This is a genomic window from Bradyrhizobium genosp. A, from assembly GCF_049949275.1.
In the GTDB taxonomy this organism is placed as follows: Bacteria; Pseudomonadota; Alphaproteobacteria; order Rhizobiales; family Xanthobacteraceae; genus Bradyrhizobium.
In genome coordinates this window covers 6,123,107-6,140,386 of record NZ_CP188196.1, presented here as the reverse complement: position 1 = coordinate 6,140,386, position 17,280 = coordinate 6,123,107, and the positions used below count along the sequence as shown (strand labels likewise).

Here is a 17,280-nt window from a genome sequence, read left to right as displayed (position 1 = left end):
TGTCTAGACATATAAGTCAAGCATCCCAGGGCGCAGGGACTTCGCGAAGGGACGGTGGCATGGCAGAGCGCTTCGACCGGATCTGGCATAACGCCCGGCTCGCCACGATGCGGGCCGATCGTCACGATCTCGGCGAGATCGAACATGGCGTGATCGCTGCGCGCGGCAGTCGTATCGTCTATGCCGGCCCGCAAGCGGACTTTGCGGTGGATGCGGACGCCATCGAGCGGATCGATTGCGAAGGGCGCTGGATCACGCCCGGCCTCGTCGACTGCCACACCCACCTCGTCTATGGCGGCAACCGTGCGCACGAGTTCGAACTGCGCCTGAAGGGCGCGAGCTACGAAGAAATCGCGCGCGCCGGCGGCGGCATCGTCTCGACGGTGGCCGCGACGCGCAAGGCGAGCGAGGCCGAGCTCACAGCGCAGGCATTGCCGCGGCTCGATGCGCTGATCGGCGAGGGCACCACCACGGTCGAGATCAAGTCCGGCTATGGCCTCGATACCGAGACCGAGATGCGGCAACTCGCAGCCGCGCGCAGCCTCGGCCGTCAGCGGCCGGTCGCGATCCGCACGTCGTTTCTGGGCGCGCACGCGCTGCCGGTGGAGGCCGATGGCAACAAGGATCGCTATATCGATCTCGTCTGCAACGAGATGCTGCCGGCGGTGGCAAAGGCTGGTCTTGCCGATGCGGTCGATGCTTTCATGGAAGATATCGCGTTCTCGGCCGAGCAGACCGCACGCGTGTTCGAGGCGGCAAGGGCGGTCGGGCTGCCGGTCAAGCTGCACGCCGATCAGCTGTCGAACCTCGGAGGTGCCGCGCTCGCCGCAAAATTCTCAGCACTCTCGGCCGATCATCTCGAGCACACTGATGAAGCCGGCGCCGCCGCGATGGCCGAGGCCGGAACGGTCGCCGTGCTGTTGCCCGGCGCCTTCTACTTCATCCGCGAGACGCAGAAGCCGCCGCTCGAGGCGTTCCGCCAGCACGGCGTTCCCATGGCATTGGCCACCGACTGTAATCCCGGCAGCTCGCCGCTGACCTCGCTGTTGCTCGCGATGAATATGGGCGCGACGCTATTCCGGATGACCGTCGCCGAATGCCTGGCCGGCGTCACTCGCGAAGGCGCGCGGGCGCTCGGCGTGCTCGATGAAACCGGCACGCTGGAACCCGGCAAATGGTGCGACCTCGCGATTTGGGACGTCGAACGTCCCGCTGAGCTGGTCTACCGGATCGGCTTCAATCCGCTGCACCACCGGGTTTGGAGGGGCCAGTGACGGAGCCGGGCGCAGCGATCGTCGTCAAACCGGGAATGGTCAGCCTCGACGATCTCGCGCGCGTGCTTGCTGGGCAGCCCGTCGTGCTCGATGCCGCGTTCTGGCCGCGCGTCGAGGCTGCCGCGGCAATCGTCGCGAAGGCTGCGCAGGCTGCTGCTCCCGTCTATGGCATCAATACCGGCTTCGGAAAGCTGGCGTCGAAGCGGATTCCGCCGGACCAGACCGCGCTGCTCCAGCGCAACCTCATCGTCTCGCATTGCTGCGGCGTCGGCCCGGCCACGCCCGAGCCGATCGTGCGGCTGATGATCGCACTCAAAATCGTCTCGCTCGGGCGCGGCGCCTCCGGCGTCCGTCGCGAGGTGATCGAGCAGCTGCAGGCCTTGCTGGCATGCAGAATCTATCCGCTGGTGCCACAGCAGGGCTCGGTCGGCGCCTCCGGCGATCTTGCGCCGCTCGCGCATATGACGGCGGTGATGATCGGGGAAGGGCAGGCGGTCGTCGATGGCAAGATCGTATCCGGCAGCGAGGCGCTTGCCGCGGCCGGTCTTGCGCCGCTGACACTGGGGCCCAAAGAGGGGCTCGCGCTGATCAACGGCACGCAATTCTCGACGGCCTACGCGATCGCCGGCGTGCTGCGCGCATTTCGCCTCGCGCGCGCCGCGCTCGTCACCGGCGCGCTGTCGGTCGACGCCGCCATGGCGTCGACGGCGCCGTTCCGCCCGGAAATCCAGGCGCTGCGCGGTCATCCCGGCCAGATCGCCGCAGCCGCGACTCTGACTGCGCTGCTCGATGGCAGTGACATTCGCCTGTCGCATCTTGAAGGCGACGAGCGCGTACAGGATCCCTATTGCCTGCGTTGCCAGCCCCAGGTTGCGGGCGCCGCGCTCGATCTGATAACGCAGGCCGCGCGCACGCTGATCACCGAGGCCAATGCCGTCACCGACAATCCGCTCGTGCTGGTCGAGACCGGCGAGATCGTCTCCGGCGGCAATTTCCACGCCGAGCCGGTGGCCTTTGCCGCCGATACGATCGCGCTGGCGCTGTCGGAGATCGGTGCGATCAGCGAGCGGCGCATCGCGACGCTGGTCGATCCCGCGCTCAATTTCGGCCTGCCGCCGTTCCTGACGCCGGATCCCGGCATCAATTCCGGCTTCATGATCGCCGAGGTGACGGCGGCGGCGCTCTATGCCGAGAACAAGCAGCGCGCGGCGGCCTGCTCGATCGACTCCACGCCGACCAGCGCCAACCAGGAGGACCACGTCTCGATGGCCGCGCATGCCGCACGGCGCCTGTCAGACATGGCCGACAATCTCGCCGCGATCCTCGGCATCGAGCTGTTGGTTTCAGCCCAAGGCATCACGCTGCGCGCGCCGCATGCGACCAGCGGGCCGCTCGTTGCCGTCATCGCCTTACTTCGCGAGCAAGTGCCTGCGCTCGGCGCAGACCGCTACATGGCCGGCGATCTCGCCAAGGCCGCTGCGTTGGTCGAAGCCGATGCGCTGCCCGCCGCGGCGATCGCTTCGCTTGCATCCGATCCGTTCCCAAGACTCGACTGAAGAGGTCTTCATGAACCGCCGACTGGACAACGACCGCACCATCCGCGCCCCGCGCGGCAGCGAGATCAGCGCCAAGAGCTGGCTGACGGAAGCGCCCTTGCGCATGCTCATGAATAACCTCGACCCTGATGTCGCGGAGCGCCCGAGCGAGCTCGTCGTCTATGGCGGCATCGGCCGCGCTGCGCGCGACTGGGAGAGCTTTGACCGGATCACCGCGGCCTTGCGCAAGCTGGAAGGCGACGAGACGCTGCTGGTTCAGTCCGGCAAGCCGGTCGGCGTGTTTCGTACCCATGCCGACGCGCCGCGCGTGCTGATTGCGAACTCCAACATCGTGCCGCACTGGGCGACGCTCGATCATTTCAACGAGCTCGATCGCAAAGGCCTGATGATGTACGGCCAGATGACGGCGGGGTCGTGGATCTATATCGGCAGCCAGGGCATCGTGCAGGGCACCTACGAGACCTTCGTCGAGGTCGGCCGTCGCCATTATGGCGGCAGCCTTGCGGGAAAATGGATTCTCACCGCCGGTCTCGGCGGCATGGGCGGCGCGCAGCCGCTGGCGGCGACCATGGCCGGCGCGTCGATGCTCGCGGTCGAATGCCAGCCGAGCCGCATCGAGATGCGCTTGCGCACCGGCTATCTTGATCGTCAGGCCGCGACGCTCGACGAAGCGCTGGCGATCATGGCGGAGGCCGCGAAGACCAAGAAGGCGGTCTCGGTCGGCCTGCTCGGCAATGCCGCGGAGATCTTCCCGGAGCTGGTCTGCCGCGGTGTCAAGCCCGACATCGTCACCGACCAGACCAGCGCACATGACCCGATCAACGGCTACTTGCCGAAGGGCTGGACGCTGGCCGATTGGGAAACCAGGCGCGCGTCCGATCCGAAAGCGGTGGAGCGAGCGTCGAAGACATCGATGGTCGAGCACGTCCAGGCCATGCTGGACTTCCACGCGCAGGGAATCCCCACCCTCGACTACGGCAACAACATCCGCCAGATGGCGCAGGACATGGGCCTGAACAACGCCTTCGATTTCCCGGGCTTCGTACCCGCCTATATCCGTCCGCTGTTTTGCCGTGGCGTGGGGCCGTTCCGCTGGGCCGCGCTGTCGGGCGATCCCGAGGACATCTTCAAGACCGACGCCAAGGTCAAGGAGCTGATGCCTGACGACAAGCATCTGCACAATTGGCTCGATATGGCCAGAGAACGCATCAAGTTCCAGGGCCTGCCGGCGCGGATCTGCTGGGTCGGCCTCGGTGATCGCCATCGCCTCGGCCTCGCCTTCAACGAGATGGTCGCGCGCGGCGAACTGAAAGCGCCCATCGTGATCGGCCGCGATCATCTCGACAGCGGCTCGGTGGCAAGCCCCAACCGCGAGACCGAAGCGATGAAGGACGGATCGGATGCGGTGTCCGACTGGCCGCTGCTCAACGCGCTGCTTAATTGTGCCAGCGGCGCGACCTGGGTGTCGCTGCATCACGGCGGCGGCGTCGGCATCGGCTATTCCCAGCACGCCGGCATGGTGATCGTCGCCGACGGCACGCCGGAAGCGGCCAAGCGCATCGAGCGCGTGCTCTGGAACGATCCGGCCAGCGGCGTCATGCGCCATGCGGATGCGGGCTACGACATCGCGATCGACTGCGCCCGTGACAAGGGGCTCGATCTGCCGAGCCTGTAAGTCAAGTCAGGCAACTACCTTGGCGGCTGTGTGGTCCAGGCGCTGGCGCTCCTTCGCAAGATAGTCGTCGATCGCAGCGCCCGGCATCGGCTTGGAGAAATAGTAGCCCTGGATGAGGTCGCATCCGAGCCGACGCAGGGTATCGAGCTGGGCGCGCGTCTCGACGCCCTCGGCCACGCAGGCGATCTGCATGTCGTCGCAGAGGCCCGTCAGCGACTTGATGATCTTGAGGCTCACCGGATTTTCGTTGACGTCGGCGACGAAGCTGCGGTCGACCTTGATCTTGTCGAGCGGTAGACGGTGCACGTGGCTCAGCGAGGAATAGCCGGTGCCGAAATCGTCCAGCGAGATACCGCAGCCCATGGCCTTCAGCGTTGCGATCGACTGCTGCGCGCGAACGAAATCGAAGGTGACGGCCGTCTCGGTGATCTCGAAATCGATCCGGTGCGGCGGCAGGCCGCTCTTCTCGATGATGGAGATCAGCGGCAAAATGCCCTCGGCGGCGCAGACGTCGTGGGCGGAGAGATTGAACGACAGGCGGATGCGGCCGGGCCAGGTCTTTGCGGTCGCGAGCGCGCGCGCCAGCAGCACCTGCGTCAGCGGCCGGATCAGGCCGATGCGCTCGGCCGCCGGAATGAAATCGGCCGGCGACACCCAGCCGAGGCGGGGACTTTGCCAGCGTGCCAGCGCCTCGAAGCCTGCGGTATGCTCGCTCACGGCATCGACGATCGGCTGGAACACCAGCTCCATCTCGGCGTGGAAATCCGCGCTACGCAACAAGTTCTCGATCACGCCGCGGCTGCGGATCTCCGCCTCGAGCTCGCCCGAGAAGATCACGGTGCGGCCGCGCAGATGGCGCTTGGCGTGGTAGAGCGAATAGTCCGCGCATTCATAGAGCGCTTCCGGCGTCGTTGCCGAGCGCGGGTACAACGCAAAGCCGATCGAGCAGGACAGACCGGTATGCGCGGTGTCGAGCTGGTAGGGCAGCTTGACCTGATCGCCGATGCGTTCGCCGAGCCGCGCCAGATCCGCGCCCTCGGGGTCGCCGCACACGACGAGGCCGAATTCGTCGCCGCCGAGGCGGGCGAATTCCACCCGCTGCGGGCCAAAGCCCTCGCAGACTTCGCGGATGCGGCGGCCGGCCTCGATCAGGACGCGATCACCGACCGAATGGCCATAATTGTCGTTGATCGGCTTGAAGCCGTCGAGGTCGATGATGCCGACCGCGACGCGAACGTGTCTGCGCTCGGCATCATTGAACGCGCTCGCCAACTCGGCGAAGAAGCAGCGTCGGTTCGGCAGCTCGGTGAGGGCATCGAGATTGGCGAGGCGGAAATTCTCGTCCGACAGCGCCTGCGTCTCCGCCTGCTGCGCGAGCAGCGATTTTCGGTTGGCGACAAGATCGGCGAAGTCGCGATAGTAGATGAACAGCACCGTCACCATCGCGCCGGAAACCAGCAGATTGTTGACGGCCATCGCCTTCAACGTCGGCTCGCCGGTAACGAAGTAGAAGAGCACGTAGGGCACGTCGACGACGAGTGTCACGATCAGGGCCGCCGATCGCAGATGCATCAAGCAGAAGATGCAGCCGATCACGGTCACCGCCATGTAGAAAGCGACCTGGCTCTTGGCGAAGGGATCTCCATAAGGGTAGAGGGCGAACGACCACGCGGTAAAGCCCGCTGCGAGCGGTGCCGCGATCCAGTTGGTCAGGCGCAAATTGCGCAGGATGTCGGCGTCACTGCGCACGACGTGACGCTGGCGCAGCCACCAGAAGGTCCGAAAGCCTGCTACCGCGACCAGCACGCCCGGCACGATCATGCTCAGCGAGGCCGGCGCCAGTGGCACATAGGTATAGGCCACCGCGATCGTGTTGGTGATCAGGATGAAGTAAAGCAGCGGGATCTGCTTGGAGAAGGCGTCGAACTGCGCGCGCGTCAGATCCGGATCGGTCGGCACACGGAACAGCCGCACGGCGGCGGCGAGGTAGGTTTTCAAATCGACGGCAGGCATTGCAATACGCGCCCCAAATCCCTTCAAAACCGAGGCGATCTTGCACAACGGGGGTAAAGAGCGCGTTAGATGAGTTCGACGAGAAAACGCCAGCGCTGGTTGCACGCTACCGCAGGATTTTCCACCCGCGTGCAGAGGTGACGCCGTGTTAAGGATGTGCGGCGGAAGCGGGCGGTGTCTCGCGCGGCAGATCGTGATCGCGGCTACGTTCTGCTAACCATAGCCGTCCTCGGCTGCGTCGTGCTACCGATCGTCGCGGCGGCCATTGCCGACGAGCGCCGCGCAGCGCGATGAGCAGCAACTGCCTCACGTTCGAAAAACTCCGCGCCATGCGATCAGGCGAGGGCGGCCTGACGTTCCCGCACCGGCTCGCGGGTGCGATCGGCGCCACGCGGCTCGGCGAGCCGGGTGAAGCTGCGCTGGCCCGCAGGCACGGGCGCCTCGACGATCAGGCCTTCGCAGACGATCTGGCCACCGAGCATCTTGAATTCGAGCTTGTCGTAGCGCGGCATCGTCTCGCCGGGCTCTGGCGGCAGCAGTCCGATGCGCCCCTGGATATTCAGCGTGGCATCGCCTGTGCCGTGAAGCCGCGGATTCCACATCCTGATCCCGGTCTCGGCCCAGCGTTGCCGGATCAATGCGGCGCGATCGGCGGGCTCCACGGCTTTTGCACGAGCCTTTGGCGCGCTGGGACTTTTCGGAGCGGGTGACACGGGTGCCGGCTCGATGTCCGTGGCGGCAACCGGCGCGTCGCCGATCGTCTCCTCGGCGACAACGGGCGCGGGGACCTCAGCGTCGACTAGGATGACGGGCGTCTCATCGACGGCAACCGATTCGAGCTCCACGGAAGCGACGGATGCGGGTTCGCCTTCAGTGACGAGCTCGGAGGGCTCGACTGAAACCGTCTCCGTCGCGACAGGCACCAGCTCCTCGACGACCGCCTCGACATCGGCCGGAAGTTCCGGAGATGCATCGCTGACGATAAGGGGCTCAGGCGTCTCGACTGCTTCGACTTCGACAGCGGACACTGGTGCCTCTTCCACGATGTCGGGTTCGACATTCGTCAGGAGTTCCGCAGGCGGATCGCTGGTGATGAGTTCGGGCGCGTCGACCGTCTCGCTCGCAACATCAACCGAGGAGGTTGAAACTTCTTCCTCGATGACAGAGACAGTGGTGTCAGTCCCGGCGACCGGAGCAGCTGCTGTGATGAGGGCAGGCTCTTCATCCGTGGCGATCGGCGCCACGTCGAGGCTGCCGTTGTGCGGCAGAGGCCGAAGCCGATTGAACGCCCATTTCACCGCAGGAATGCGGCTCAGCAACGATATCAGTCTCGAAAGCACTGGGAGTTGTCCAAGAGGTACTCAGGCCGTTGGCAATCGCTGATTCGCCAGCAATGTGAAAAACTGCCCCGGCCGTCACACCTCTGTCAATTGAGGCGGGACCAATTGTAGAACATCTGCACAGCCTCGCGCGCCACGGTGTTCATTCGAAATGCATCGACGCGAGCGGATCTTCGTCGCGGTCGGGCTGGTGCGTTGGCGCAAGCGGGATGGCCGCGTGCAACGTTCTGCGCATGTGCGGATGCGCGAGGGCGCGCTTGTGGACGAGCGCTATGGTGAGCGCTTGGCATTCCGTTGGTTCACCGCCCCAGGCACAGTCGATGCTTGACGACTGTCCGGGCCGGGCCTGCGCCGGGCCGGCGATCGCAAGCGACAAAATGATCCGCAGGGCGGCAACGATGCTTGTCTTGGTCATGGGACGCTCCAAACCGTTTCATCCTAGGGATCGGTCGGGACACGCGATATTCCCCGCCGCGACATGATTGCACGCCGGCTCACGCGGGGTTCAACGGCCGTGAGGCAGGCGTGAGGCGCGTTCCCTGTCGCAAATGACTGTTCGGGAAGCGGCCCGACGCGCAGGGCGACCGCAAGGACATACTGCCCCGGCCGCTAAATCTGCGCCGAACGTCGGGCTTTCCTGCGTCATCCTTCCCACCTAATTAGAACCGTCTGGGGAGTGGGAAAACGCAATGAAGAAGCTTGCCGCGATCGCAGCGGTTCTGGTGTGGTCGACATGCGCCTATGCGCAGGACCGCAGCATGACCGTGGCCTCGACGACATCGACGGAACAGTCGGGCCTGTTCGGCTATTTGCTGCCGCTGTTCTCGAAGGCCGAAGGCATCGAGGTGAAGGTCGTTGCCGTCGGCACCGGCCAGGCGCTGGACATCGGGCGGCGCGGCGATGCCGACGTGGTGTTCGTCCATGACAGGCCGGCCGAAGACAAGTTCATGTCCGAAGGGCAGGGCGTGAAGCGTTTTGACGTCATGTACAACGATTTCATCATCGTCGGCCCGAAGAGTGACCCCGCGAAAATAGCCGGCGACAAGGACGTCGCTGATGCCCTGCGCAGAATCGCGGCTGCAAAAGCGCCGTTCATCTCGCGCGGCGACAAGTCCGGCACGCATGCGGCAGAGCTGAGATTATGGAAAGAGGCGGGCATCGACATCGCGACCGGCAAGGACAGCTGGTATCGCGAGATCGGTCAGGGCATGGGGCCGGCGCTGAACATGGCGTCGTCGTCGAATGCCTATCTTCTGTCAGATCGCGGCACCTGGCTGTCGTTCAAGAACAGGGGCGAGCTTGCGATCCTGACCGAGGGCGACAAGCGGCTGTTCAATCAGTACGGCGTCATGCTGGTCAATCCGGAAAAGCATCCGAACGTGAAGGCAAAGGACGGGCAGGCCTTCATCGACTGGCTGATCTCGCCCAAGGGGCAGGATGCGATCGCCGGCTACAAGGTCGGCGGCGAGCAGCTATTTTTCCCCAACGCGTCCCACTAGCAGGAAGGCGACAGTCGAGACGGCGACGCTGAGCGCGAGCAGGATCAGCCCGAGGCCGAGCGCCAGCGGCAGGTCGCCCTTGCTGGTCTCCAGCGCGATCGCGGTGGTCATCGTGCGGGTAAAGCCACGAATGTTGCCGCCGACGACGATGATGGCGCCGACTTCGGCGATGGCGCGTCCGAACGCCGCGAGAAAGGCCGTCAGCAGCGAGGTCCGGCCGAGTGCGAACAGCAGGCCGATACTGCGTAGCGTCGATAGTCCGTCGATCCGCGCGAGGTCGCCATATTCCGCCCACAGCAGGCTCGCCGGCCGGTGCACCAGCGCAACCACGATCGGGGTCGCTAGCAGCGCCTGCGCGATCACCATGGCCGTCGGCGTGAACAACAGGCCGGCCGCGCCGAGCGGACCGGACCGCGACAGCAGAAGATAGAGCGCAAGCCCGACCACGACCGGCGGCAGGCCAAGCAGCGCATTGGTCAGGACGATGATGACCTGCCGCCCGTGAAAGCGGGTGATCGCAAGCAGGGCTCCGAATGGTGCACCGATCAGCAGTGCGACGATGCTGGCCGTCAGGCTCACGCGCACCGACAGGGCGACGATGCCGATGAGCTCGGGGTCGGCCTCGCCAATCAGCGCGAACGCCGCAACGATGGATTGCGCGAAGTCGTTCATCCGGCCTCAGGCGTCAGCGCCAGGCCGAATGTCCTGGAATGGTCGATGTCGTGGCTGCGAAGTTGCTTCACACGGGTCCCTGCCGTTCGTGCCGACAGTCAGAGAATACAGGGGACCAGCGGTTTGGAAACTCTATTCATTCGCAAGCAAATGCCGCGTCGGCGTCAGGTCGGCTCCTGGGACGCCATTGGCGTCGCGCTTCGCTTCGTGGAAGCTCCGCCCCACAGCCAGCTTGCAAGCGGAATGACGAGGATCGCCCCGATGAGTTGCGCGGCAATGAAGGCCGGAACGCCCTGCGGGGCGATGCCTGCAAAGGTGTCGGATAGGGATCTGGCAATGGTGACGGCAGGATTGGCAAACGACGTCGAGGCCGTGAACCAATAGGCCGATGTGATGTACAGGCCGACCGCGTAGGGAACGGCTGCCGAGGCTCGCGATGCGACGCCAAAAATCGTCAGCAGCAGACCGAAGGTCGCCACGGCCTCGGCGAGCCACTGTCCTGTCCCGCTGCGTTCCGTCAGCGACATCTGGAGCACGGGAAGCCCGAACATCAGATGTGCGATCCACACGCCGATGATTGCACCGGCGATCTGCGCAGCGGTGTAGATCGCAGCATCAGTCCAGGCCGTCTCACCGCGCAGCGCGAAGACGAGGGTCACCGCCGGATTGAAATGAGCGCCCGATACGGGGCCAAACATCAGGATCAGCACGACGAGGATCGCCCCTGTGGCGATCGTATTGCACAAGAGTGCCAGCGCGACGTTTCCGCCCGAGAGCTTTTGGGCCATGATCCCGGAGCCGACCACCGCGGCGAGCAGGAACGCCGTCCCGAGCCACTCGGCAAATGCGCGCTGTGCAAGGCCCGGCATCAGACGCCGCGATCCAGTCGGACGCGCTCGCCGTCCTCCTTGACGAACTCGCCCTGCTGCGGAGGCAGCAGATCCAGCACCAATTCGGAGGGACGGCAAAGCTTCACGCCTTTCGGCGTGACCACGATCGGCCGGTTGATCAGGATCGGATGGGCCATCATGGCGTCGAGAAGCTGGTCGTCGGTCAAGGCCGCGTTGCCAAGCCCGAGCTCGGCATAGGGTGTGCCCTTCTCGCGCAGCAGCTCGCGCAACGAGACGCCCATGCGTACGGCAAGCTGCTGCAACAAAGCGCGCGACGGCGGCGTCTTGAGATATTCGATCACATGCGGCTCGATGCCGGCGTTCCTGATCATGGCAAGCGTGTTGCGCGAGGTGCCGCAGGCGGGATTGTGATAAATGATCGCGTCCATCGCCGATCCCTTTCAGCAGCAGGCCTGTGACGGCTTCGGCGCGGCTTGCGGCGCACAGCAGGCGGATGTCTGCTCATGCGCGACCCGGGCGCGGTTCTCGCCGCTGCCGTCGCCGTAATCGGTGCTCTCGCCGGTGGTGTGAAACGTTTCCCAGGCGATGCCGGCGGGATCGTCGATCCAGGATTTTTCCGACCTGGCATAGCAGCAGGCCGTCTGCCCCTGTTCGATGATGTTGCCGCCGGCCTGGCGCAACCGCGCATAAACCTCTTGCAGCTCATCCCCGGTCTCGACCTGGATGCCGAGATGGTCAAGACCCGGCGCGCGGCCGCGCGTCGAGATCGCGAAATTGACGCGAGGGTCTTCGAGCATCCATTTGGCGTAGTCGGATTTCACCACCGAGGGCCCGCTTGCGAACAGGGCCGAATAGAATCCGATGGAGCGGGAGAGATCGTCGACGGACACGTGAACGTGCAGGCGCTTCATGCTCTGTCCTTTCAAGCCAAAACTTTGCTGCGCTTTCGCGCGGGTTTCGAAGACGGGGCGGGCGCGCACGACACGCCGCCACAGCAGTTTTCGGTGAGGAAGCCGACCAGCGCATTCATGGTCTCGAACCGCGCCGCATAAATCATCGAACGCCCCTCGCGCCGGACCGTGGCGAGCCCGGCCATTCGCAGCCGGTCGAAGTGGAACGTCAGCGTGTTGGGGGCGAGATCCAGCGCTTCCGCGATCGCGCCTGCGGCCATGCCCTCGGGGCCGACCTGCACCAGCAGGCGGAAGACATCGAGACGATTGTCCTGCGCCAAGGCGGCGAGCGCCATGACCGCATTTGTCTTTTCCATATTTCAACGATTATTGAAATGATGGCGGCGCGTCAACTTAAATCTCGGCTGTCCCGACGGGCAAAACACCTCGTCGCCCGCGGCCACCCCGGTCAGTCAAGCCCTGGCTGCAAAAATATTCTTCTTTACCGAAATTCGGAAATGTCGTATGTATCGTTTCATCTCACCCAGCACGAGGGACGGATCGCGAGTCGTCCGGTACGTGGGTGAGTTGCGGTGGACGCGGGCGCGTCGGCACGCAAGGGTCGGGAGCAGGGCGAGCGGAGGATTGAGCCGAACCTCGTGAGCACCTAGCCGCGTGTGACGAACGGCGCGTGTTGCGTACGGCAAAACCGTGTGGTCCTGACTGTCGTCGCTACAGTCAACCCTTGCGGAAGGCGGCAACGGGCCAACCGGCTCCTCGCCGTCAACTTTTCGCAAGGCGACGGAGGCCAAAGGAATTCGGCTCCGGGGAGGGCGCGGCATAAGCCGTCAAACCATTCGCGCAGGGAAGGTCGGGATGTCTCGGCTGCCCTGTACGCCGCTGTGCAGTTCTCCATTGCGCTACACGCGCACAGCGGACCGCGGGTGCCAGCCGGCGCCCGATCTTCCCTGCGCCCTCGGCATTTGAGGGAGCAAAACGAGCCGCAAAACTCGGGCCAATCCGGCCGCGAGACCGCTAAATCGTGTCTTTCGCGGGTGGGAGGCGGCTTTATTCTCGCCACGGATGCTTTAAGGAAGAGCCTGGATGCGGCGCAGCACCTAAGGCGCCGCGGGTCGGAATTCAGGTCAAACCGGGTACGCTGCCGTAAGGCCGCGCCCGCTCAACGAGAAGGACGTCATTCTATGATCAATACCGTTGGCATCATCGGAGCAGGGACCATGGGCAACGGCATCGCCCAGATCTGCGCCGCGGCCGGGCTTTCGGTCGTGATGGTCGACATCTCGGATGCGGCGGTGAACCGCGGCATTTCGACCGTCGGCGGCAGCCTCGAGCGCCTGGTCAAGAAGGAGAAGATGTCGGCGGCCGATCGCGAGACGACGCTCAAGCGCATCACCGGCACGACCGACCGCGCGAAACTTGCCGATTGCGATCTCGTCATCGAGGCCGCGACCGAGAACGAGGAGCTCAAGGTCAAGATCCTGAAGGACCTCTGCGCCACGCTGTCGCCGCGCACGCTGGTTGCGACCAACACCTCGTCGATTTCGATCACCAAGCTTGCGGCCGCCACCGATCGCCCCGATCGCTTCATCGGCATGCACTTCTTCAACCCGGTTCCGGTGATGGCGCTGCTGGAGCTTATCCGCGGCTTGCAGACCTCCGACGACACCCACGCCAAGGCGCTCGATTTCGCCCAGCGCGTCGGCAAGGTGGCGATCACCGCCAAGAACAGCCCGGGCTTCGCCGTCAACCGCATCCTGTGCCCGATGATCAACGAGGCGATCTTCGCGCTCCAGGAGGGGATTGCGACCGCCGAGGAGATCGACGCCGGCATGAAGCTCGGCTGTAACCATCCGATCGGGCCGTTGGCGCTGGCCGATCTCGTCGGCCTCGACACCATGCTGTCGGTGATGGAGGTCTTCTATAAGGGCTTCAACGACCCCAAATACCGTCCCGCCCCCTTGCTCAAGGAAATGGTCGATGCCGGCCATCTCGGCCGCAAGACCGGGCAGGGCTTTTACACCTACGGCGCCTGATCATGGCGCGGGCGGCGGATGATGATCATCCGCCGTCCATCCCGCAATTTGCGCCAGGACAAAGACGTCGCGCGCAATTGGCCCGACAATGAACCGGCGGCTCGCGGGAATAACGAAACGGAAAACGAAGGACATGTCGGATCGACTGAAGGCCGAGCGGGAAGCTGCGGCCACGCGCCGGAACCTGCTGACCCAGGATGCGATCGAGCGTACCGGGATTACCGAGGAGATGATCGGGGAACTCGTCACCCGCTTCTACGGACGCGTCCGCGAGGACGCGCTGCTCGAGCCGGTGTTTGCGATCGTGCAGAATTGGGACCAGCATCTCGCTAAGCTTAGGGATTTCTGGTCGTCGGTCGTGCTGATGAGCGGCCGCTATCACGGCTCGCCGATGCGGGCGCATGTGCCGCTGAGCCTGGTCGGCGATCATTTCGACCGCTGGCTCGATCTGTTCGAACAGACCGCGCGCGAGGTCTGCCCGCCGGCGGCGGCTGCGCTTTTCATCGACAAGGCCCGCCGCATCGCTGACAGTTTTGAGATGGCGTCAGCCACCATCGCCGGCCGCATCGCGTCGCCGCGTCACGCGCTCAGGTCCTGAACACGACAGGCCTGCCTGTAAAACGTGCAGTTGAATCGCTTTGCGGTTGCGTCGTGCTATCAACAACCCGTCGCACCAATTCCCGCATCATCGGTCTGATCTGCAAAATCATCATGCCGATCGCGCGGCACAACGTTGAAATAGCAAAAACGCGTTTGAAAGCGTGCAATCGCGCTCAATCAAAGCGAGCAAAGCCATATTGATGCACTGCGGCGCCAATTCTTCGCCTTCATTTCGGCAGAGTTCCAGCGCCCGCTAGCATGCATGTCGCGCACATCGTTCAACACTGCATTCTCATCCTCCGACAGCACTGCGGAGTCTGAAGCCGACGCGCTCACGGAGCAAACGCGGCGAACGCTGCTGCTCGGCGCGCTCGCCACCACCGCCTGTCTCGGCTGTTCCGCGCCGGCGCGTGCGGGAGAGGATCCGCCCGGCTCCGACGAGCGGCCGCAGAAGGGCGACGTGCTCGTGTTCTCCGAAGGCGACAGTGAGGGAAAGCTTATCAAAGCCGCTGATCTGACGGCCGGCGGTCCGCCGGTGCATGCCTGGCCGCAGGATCCCAAGACGTCGGTGGTGCGCAGCGCCTCGCGGCTCAACGAGATCCTGATCATCAGGCTCGATCCTGCCGAGCTCGACGAACAAACGCGCGCGCGTGCCGTCGACGGCATCATCGCCTATTCGGCGATCTGCGCCCATGCCGGCTGTCCCGTCACCGCCTGGGTCAAGAGCGATGTCGGTGACAAGGAGGTGCTCAAGTGCATGTGCCACAACTCCGAATACGATCCCCGCGTCGGCGCACAGGTGGTGTTCGGGCCGGCACCGCGGCGGCTTGCCGCGCTGCCGCTGGCGCTCGCTGACGGTTCGCTCAGCGTCGCGGGCGGATTCATCGGAAAGGTAGGGGGCGCGCAGCCGGGATGATGACGATGCGGGGTGTGCCCGCGTCACGAGAGGCCGCATCCGCCGATGGGCGGACGACGGGACGAACGACAAGAATTCAAAACAAGAATTCAACGGATGAAAAAGGGGAACGTTCATGAAACCGTCCATGAAAACGTCCAAGAAAACGTCCAAGAAAACGTCCAAGAAAACGTCCAAGAAAAAGTCGATGACCAGGAAGCAATTGCTGCTGTCCGGCTTCGTCGCCTTCACATGTGTCGCCGCGACCGCCGCGATCGCCGGCCCGATCGAGAGCTATGCGCCCGTCACCCAGCAGCGCCTGGAGAATCCGGAACCGGGCAACTGGATGCTCTATCGCCGCACCTATGACGGGCAGGGCTATAGCCCGCTCGACCAGATCAACACCTCCAACGTCAAGGATCTCACGCCGGTCTGGACGTTCGCCACCGGCGTGGTCGAGGGCCACGAGGCGCCGCCGATCGTCAACAATGGCGTGATGTTCGTGGCAACGCCGATGGGGCAGGTGATCGCGTTGAACGCGAAAACCGGCGATGAATATTGGCGCTACAAGCGGCAACTCCCCGACGATCTGTTCCAGCTGCATCCAACCAGCCGCGGCGTCGGCCTGTGGGAAGACAAGCTCTATCTCGCCACCACCGACGACCACGTCGTCGCGCTCGACGCCAAGACCGGCAAGGTGGTGTGGGACACCAAGGTTCAGGATTACAAGAAGGGTCAGTACATGACCCTGATGCCTTTGATCGTCGACGGCAAGGTCATCGTCGGCGGCTCCGGCGGCGAGTTCGGCGTGCGCGGCTATGTCGCCGCCTATGATGCCAAGGATGGCAAGGAGCTGTGGCGGACCTTCACCATTCCCGGCGAAGGCGAGCCCGGTCATGACACCTGGCAGGGCGATGACTGGAAGAACGGCGGCGGCTCGGCCTGGATGACCGGCACCTATGACAAGGACACCAAGACGGTCTATTGGGGCGTCGGCAATGCCGCGCCGTGGCCCGGCGAGATGCATCCCGGCGACAATCTCTACACGTCGTCGGTGCTCGCGCTCGATCCAGGCAATGGCAAGATCAAGACCTATCACCAGTACCACCAGAACGATTCCTGGGACTGGGACGAGGTCGACGCGCCGATGCTGATTGACCTGCAGCGTGACGGCCGCGGCATCAAGAGCCTGGTCCATCCCGGCCGCGACGCGATCTTCTGGGTGCTCGAGCGCACGCCGACCAAGATCAACTACATCGCCGGCTGGCCGTTCGTCTCGACCGACGTCTGGAAGGGCATCGACGAGAACGGCAAGCCGATCCTCGATCCCGCGCACAAGCCGGTCGTCGGCAAGCGCGTCGAGTTCTGCCCGTCACTGTGGGGCGGCAAGGACTGGCCGTCGGCGGCCTACAGCCAGAAGACCGGCCTCGTCTACGTGCCTGCCAACGAGAACTTCTGCGGCGGCTTCACTGGCGAGAAGATCGCGCTCAAGCCCGGTGAGCTCTGGCTCGGTACCAAGCCGGAGGACATAGGCCTGAAGACCAAGCCGGGCGCCGATCATTTCGGCGAGCTCCAGGCCTGGGATCCCGCGACCGGCAAGAAGGTGTGGCAGCACAACTTCCCGAAGTCGCAGCTGTTCGGCTCGGTGACGGCGACCGCAGGCGATCTCGTCTTCGCCGGTGGCACCAACGATCGCAACTTCCGTGCCTTCAACGCCCAGACCGGCGAGCTGTTGTGGGAGCAGAAGACCAACTCCGGCATCATGGGCATGCCGATGTCCTATGAGATCGACGGCACGCAATACATCGCGATCCAGTCGGGCTGGGGCGTGGACGCGCAGCGCATCCAGGACGCGCTCGCGACTAACAACATCGGCATCGAGTCCAACGTGCCGCAAGGCGGCGTGATCTGGGTGTTCGCGCTGAAGAAGTAAGCTCCGCGGCGGATCGAAGACGGCGGAG

General features: G+C 64.5%; 16 protein-coding genes. 8 read left to right on the top strand and 8 right to left on the bottom strand.

Going from position 1 to position 17,280, the window contains the following annotated elements:
* The first annotated feature begins 59 nt into the window (after positions 1 to 59).
* Genes hutI through hutU form a run of 3 tightly spaced genes read left to right on the top strand, consistent with a single transcriptional unit; the run spans position 60 to position 4,505 of the window.
* On the top strand, positions 60 to 1,274 hold the full coding sequence (gene hutI / locus ACP2YP_RS28795) for an imidazolonepropionase (protein ID WP_426419626.1): 1,215 nt from the start codon (positions 60 to 62) through the stop codon (positions 1,272 to 1,274).
* The gene (gene hutH / locus ACP2YP_RS28790; protein ID WP_426419625.1) at positions 1,271 to 2,830 is read left to right on the top strand and encodes a histidine ammonia-lyase; all 1,560 of its coding nucleotides are present in this window, start codon (positions 1,271 to 1,273) and stop codon (positions 2,828 to 2,830) included. The genes hutI and hutH overlap by 4 nt, the downstream gene beginning before the upstream one ends.
* Before the next feature lie 10 nt (positions 2,831 to 2,840).
* Positions 2,841 to 4,505, top strand: a complete 1,665-nt coding sequence (hutU, locus tag ACP2YP_RS28785; RefSeq protein ID WP_426419624.1) for a urocanate hydratase — start codon at positions 2,841 to 2,843, stop codon at positions 4,503 to 4,505.
* A 6-nt stretch (positions 4,506 to 4,511) separates the two neighbouring features.
* Here hutU and ACP2YP_RS28780 read toward each other — a convergent pair whose 3' ends face one another.
* From ACP2YP_RS28780 to ACP2YP_RS28770, 3 genes are all read right to left on the bottom strand, one after another.
* Positions 4,512 to 6,518, bottom strand: coding sequence for a putative bifunctional diguanylate cyclase/phosphodiesterase (locus ACP2YP_RS28780; protein ID WP_426419623.1), 2,007 nt, complete (start codon positions 6,516 to 6,518; stop codon positions 4,512 to 4,514).
* A gap of 335 nt (positions 6,519 to 6,853) precedes the next feature.
* On the bottom strand, positions 6,854 to 7,837 hold the full coding sequence (locus ACP2YP_RS28775) for a hypothetical protein (RefSeq protein ID WP_426419622.1): 984 nt from the start codon (positions 7,835 to 7,837) through the stop codon (positions 6,854 to 6,856).
* A gap of 163 nt (positions 7,838 to 8,000) precedes the next feature.
* Positions 8,001 to 8,273 (bottom strand): hypothetical protein, encoded by a 273-nt coding sequence (locus tag ACP2YP_RS28770; protein WP_426419621.1) that lies wholly within the window; start codon positions 8,271 to 8,273, stop codon positions 8,001 to 8,003.
* 274 nt (positions 8,274 to 8,547) lie between these two features.
* On the opposite strand from ACP2YP_RS28770, the gene ACP2YP_RS28765 reads away from it, so the two are divergent.
* Positions 8,548 to 9,357 (top strand): extracellular solute-binding protein, encoded by an 810-nt coding sequence (locus ACP2YP_RS28765; RefSeq protein ID WP_426419620.1) that lies wholly within the window; start codon positions 8,548 to 8,550, stop codon positions 9,355 to 9,357.
* Here ACP2YP_RS28765 and ACP2YP_RS28760 read toward each other — a convergent pair.
* The 5 genes from ACP2YP_RS28760 to ACP2YP_RS28740 all read right to left on the bottom strand — a co-directional run bounded on the left by ACP2YP_RS28760 (position 9,331) and on the right by ACP2YP_RS28740 (position 12,147).
* The gene (locus ACP2YP_RS28760; RefSeq protein WP_426419619.1) at positions 9,331 to 10,029 is read right to left on the bottom strand and encodes an ABC transporter permease; all 699 of its coding nucleotides are present in this window, start codon (positions 10,027 to 10,029) and stop codon (positions 9,331 to 9,333) included. The genes ACP2YP_RS28765 and ACP2YP_RS28760 overlap by 27 nt on opposite strands.
* Before the next feature lie 164 nt (positions 10,030 to 10,193).
* Entirely contained in the window at positions 10,194 to 10,898 is a 705-nt protein-coding gene (locus ACP2YP_RS28755) for an aquaporin (protein WP_426419618.1), read from the bottom strand.
* Positions 10,898 to 11,308 (bottom strand): arsenate reductase (glutaredoxin), encoded by a 411-nt coding sequence (gene arsC / locus ACP2YP_RS28750; protein ID WP_426419617.1) that lies wholly within the window; start codon positions 11,306 to 11,308, stop codon positions 10,898 to 10,900. Before arsC ends, ACP2YP_RS28755 begins: the two co-directional genes overlap by 1 nt.
* A 12-nt stretch (positions 11,309 to 11,320) precedes the next feature.
* Positions 11,321 to 11,791 carry an ArsI/CadI family heavy metal resistance metalloenzyme gene (locus ACP2YP_RS28745; protein ID WP_426419616.1) on the bottom strand — a complete coding sequence of 157 codons (471 nt, stop codon included), beginning with the start codon at positions 11,789 to 11,791 and terminating at the stop codon, positions 11,321 to 11,323.
* Between the two features lie 11 nt (positions 11,792 to 11,802).
* Positions 11,803 to 12,147: an ArsR/SmtB family transcription factor gene (locus tag ACP2YP_RS28740; protein ID WP_426419615.1), complete on the bottom strand. Its 345-nt coding sequence runs from the start codon at positions 12,145 to 12,147 to the stop codon at positions 11,803 to 11,805.
* Between the two features lie 825 nt (positions 12,148 to 12,972).
* Between ACP2YP_RS28740 and ACP2YP_RS28735 the strand changes: the two genes are divergently transcribed.
* The 4 genes from ACP2YP_RS28735 (at position 12,973) to ACP2YP_RS28720 (ending at position 17,252) form a co-directional block, all read left to right on the top strand.
* A complete protein-coding gene (locus tag ACP2YP_RS28735) occupies positions 12,973 to 13,824 on the top strand; it encodes a 3-hydroxybutyryl-CoA dehydrogenase (protein ID WP_426419614.1) in 852 nt (283 codons plus the stop codon).
* A gap of 133 nt (positions 13,825 to 13,957) precedes the next feature.
* Positions 13,958 to 14,422: a group III truncated hemoglobin gene (locus tag ACP2YP_RS28730; protein WP_426419613.1), complete on the top strand. Its 465-nt coding sequence runs from the start codon at positions 13,958 to 13,960 to the stop codon at positions 14,420 to 14,422.
* A 264-nt stretch (positions 14,423 to 14,686) separates the two neighbouring features.
* Positions 14,687 to 15,340, top strand: a complete 654-nt coding sequence (locus ACP2YP_RS28725; protein ID WP_426419612.1) for a ubiquinol-cytochrome c reductase iron-sulfur subunit — start codon at positions 14,687 to 14,689, stop codon at positions 15,338 to 15,340.
* A 187-nt stretch (positions 15,341 to 15,527) separates the two neighbouring features.
* On the top strand, positions 15,528 to 17,252 hold the full coding sequence (locus ACP2YP_RS28720) for a methanol/ethanol family PQQ-dependent dehydrogenase (protein WP_426419611.1): 1,725 nt from the start codon (positions 15,528 to 15,530) through the stop codon (positions 17,250 to 17,252).
* Positions 17,253 to 17,280: the final 28 nt, after the last annotated feature.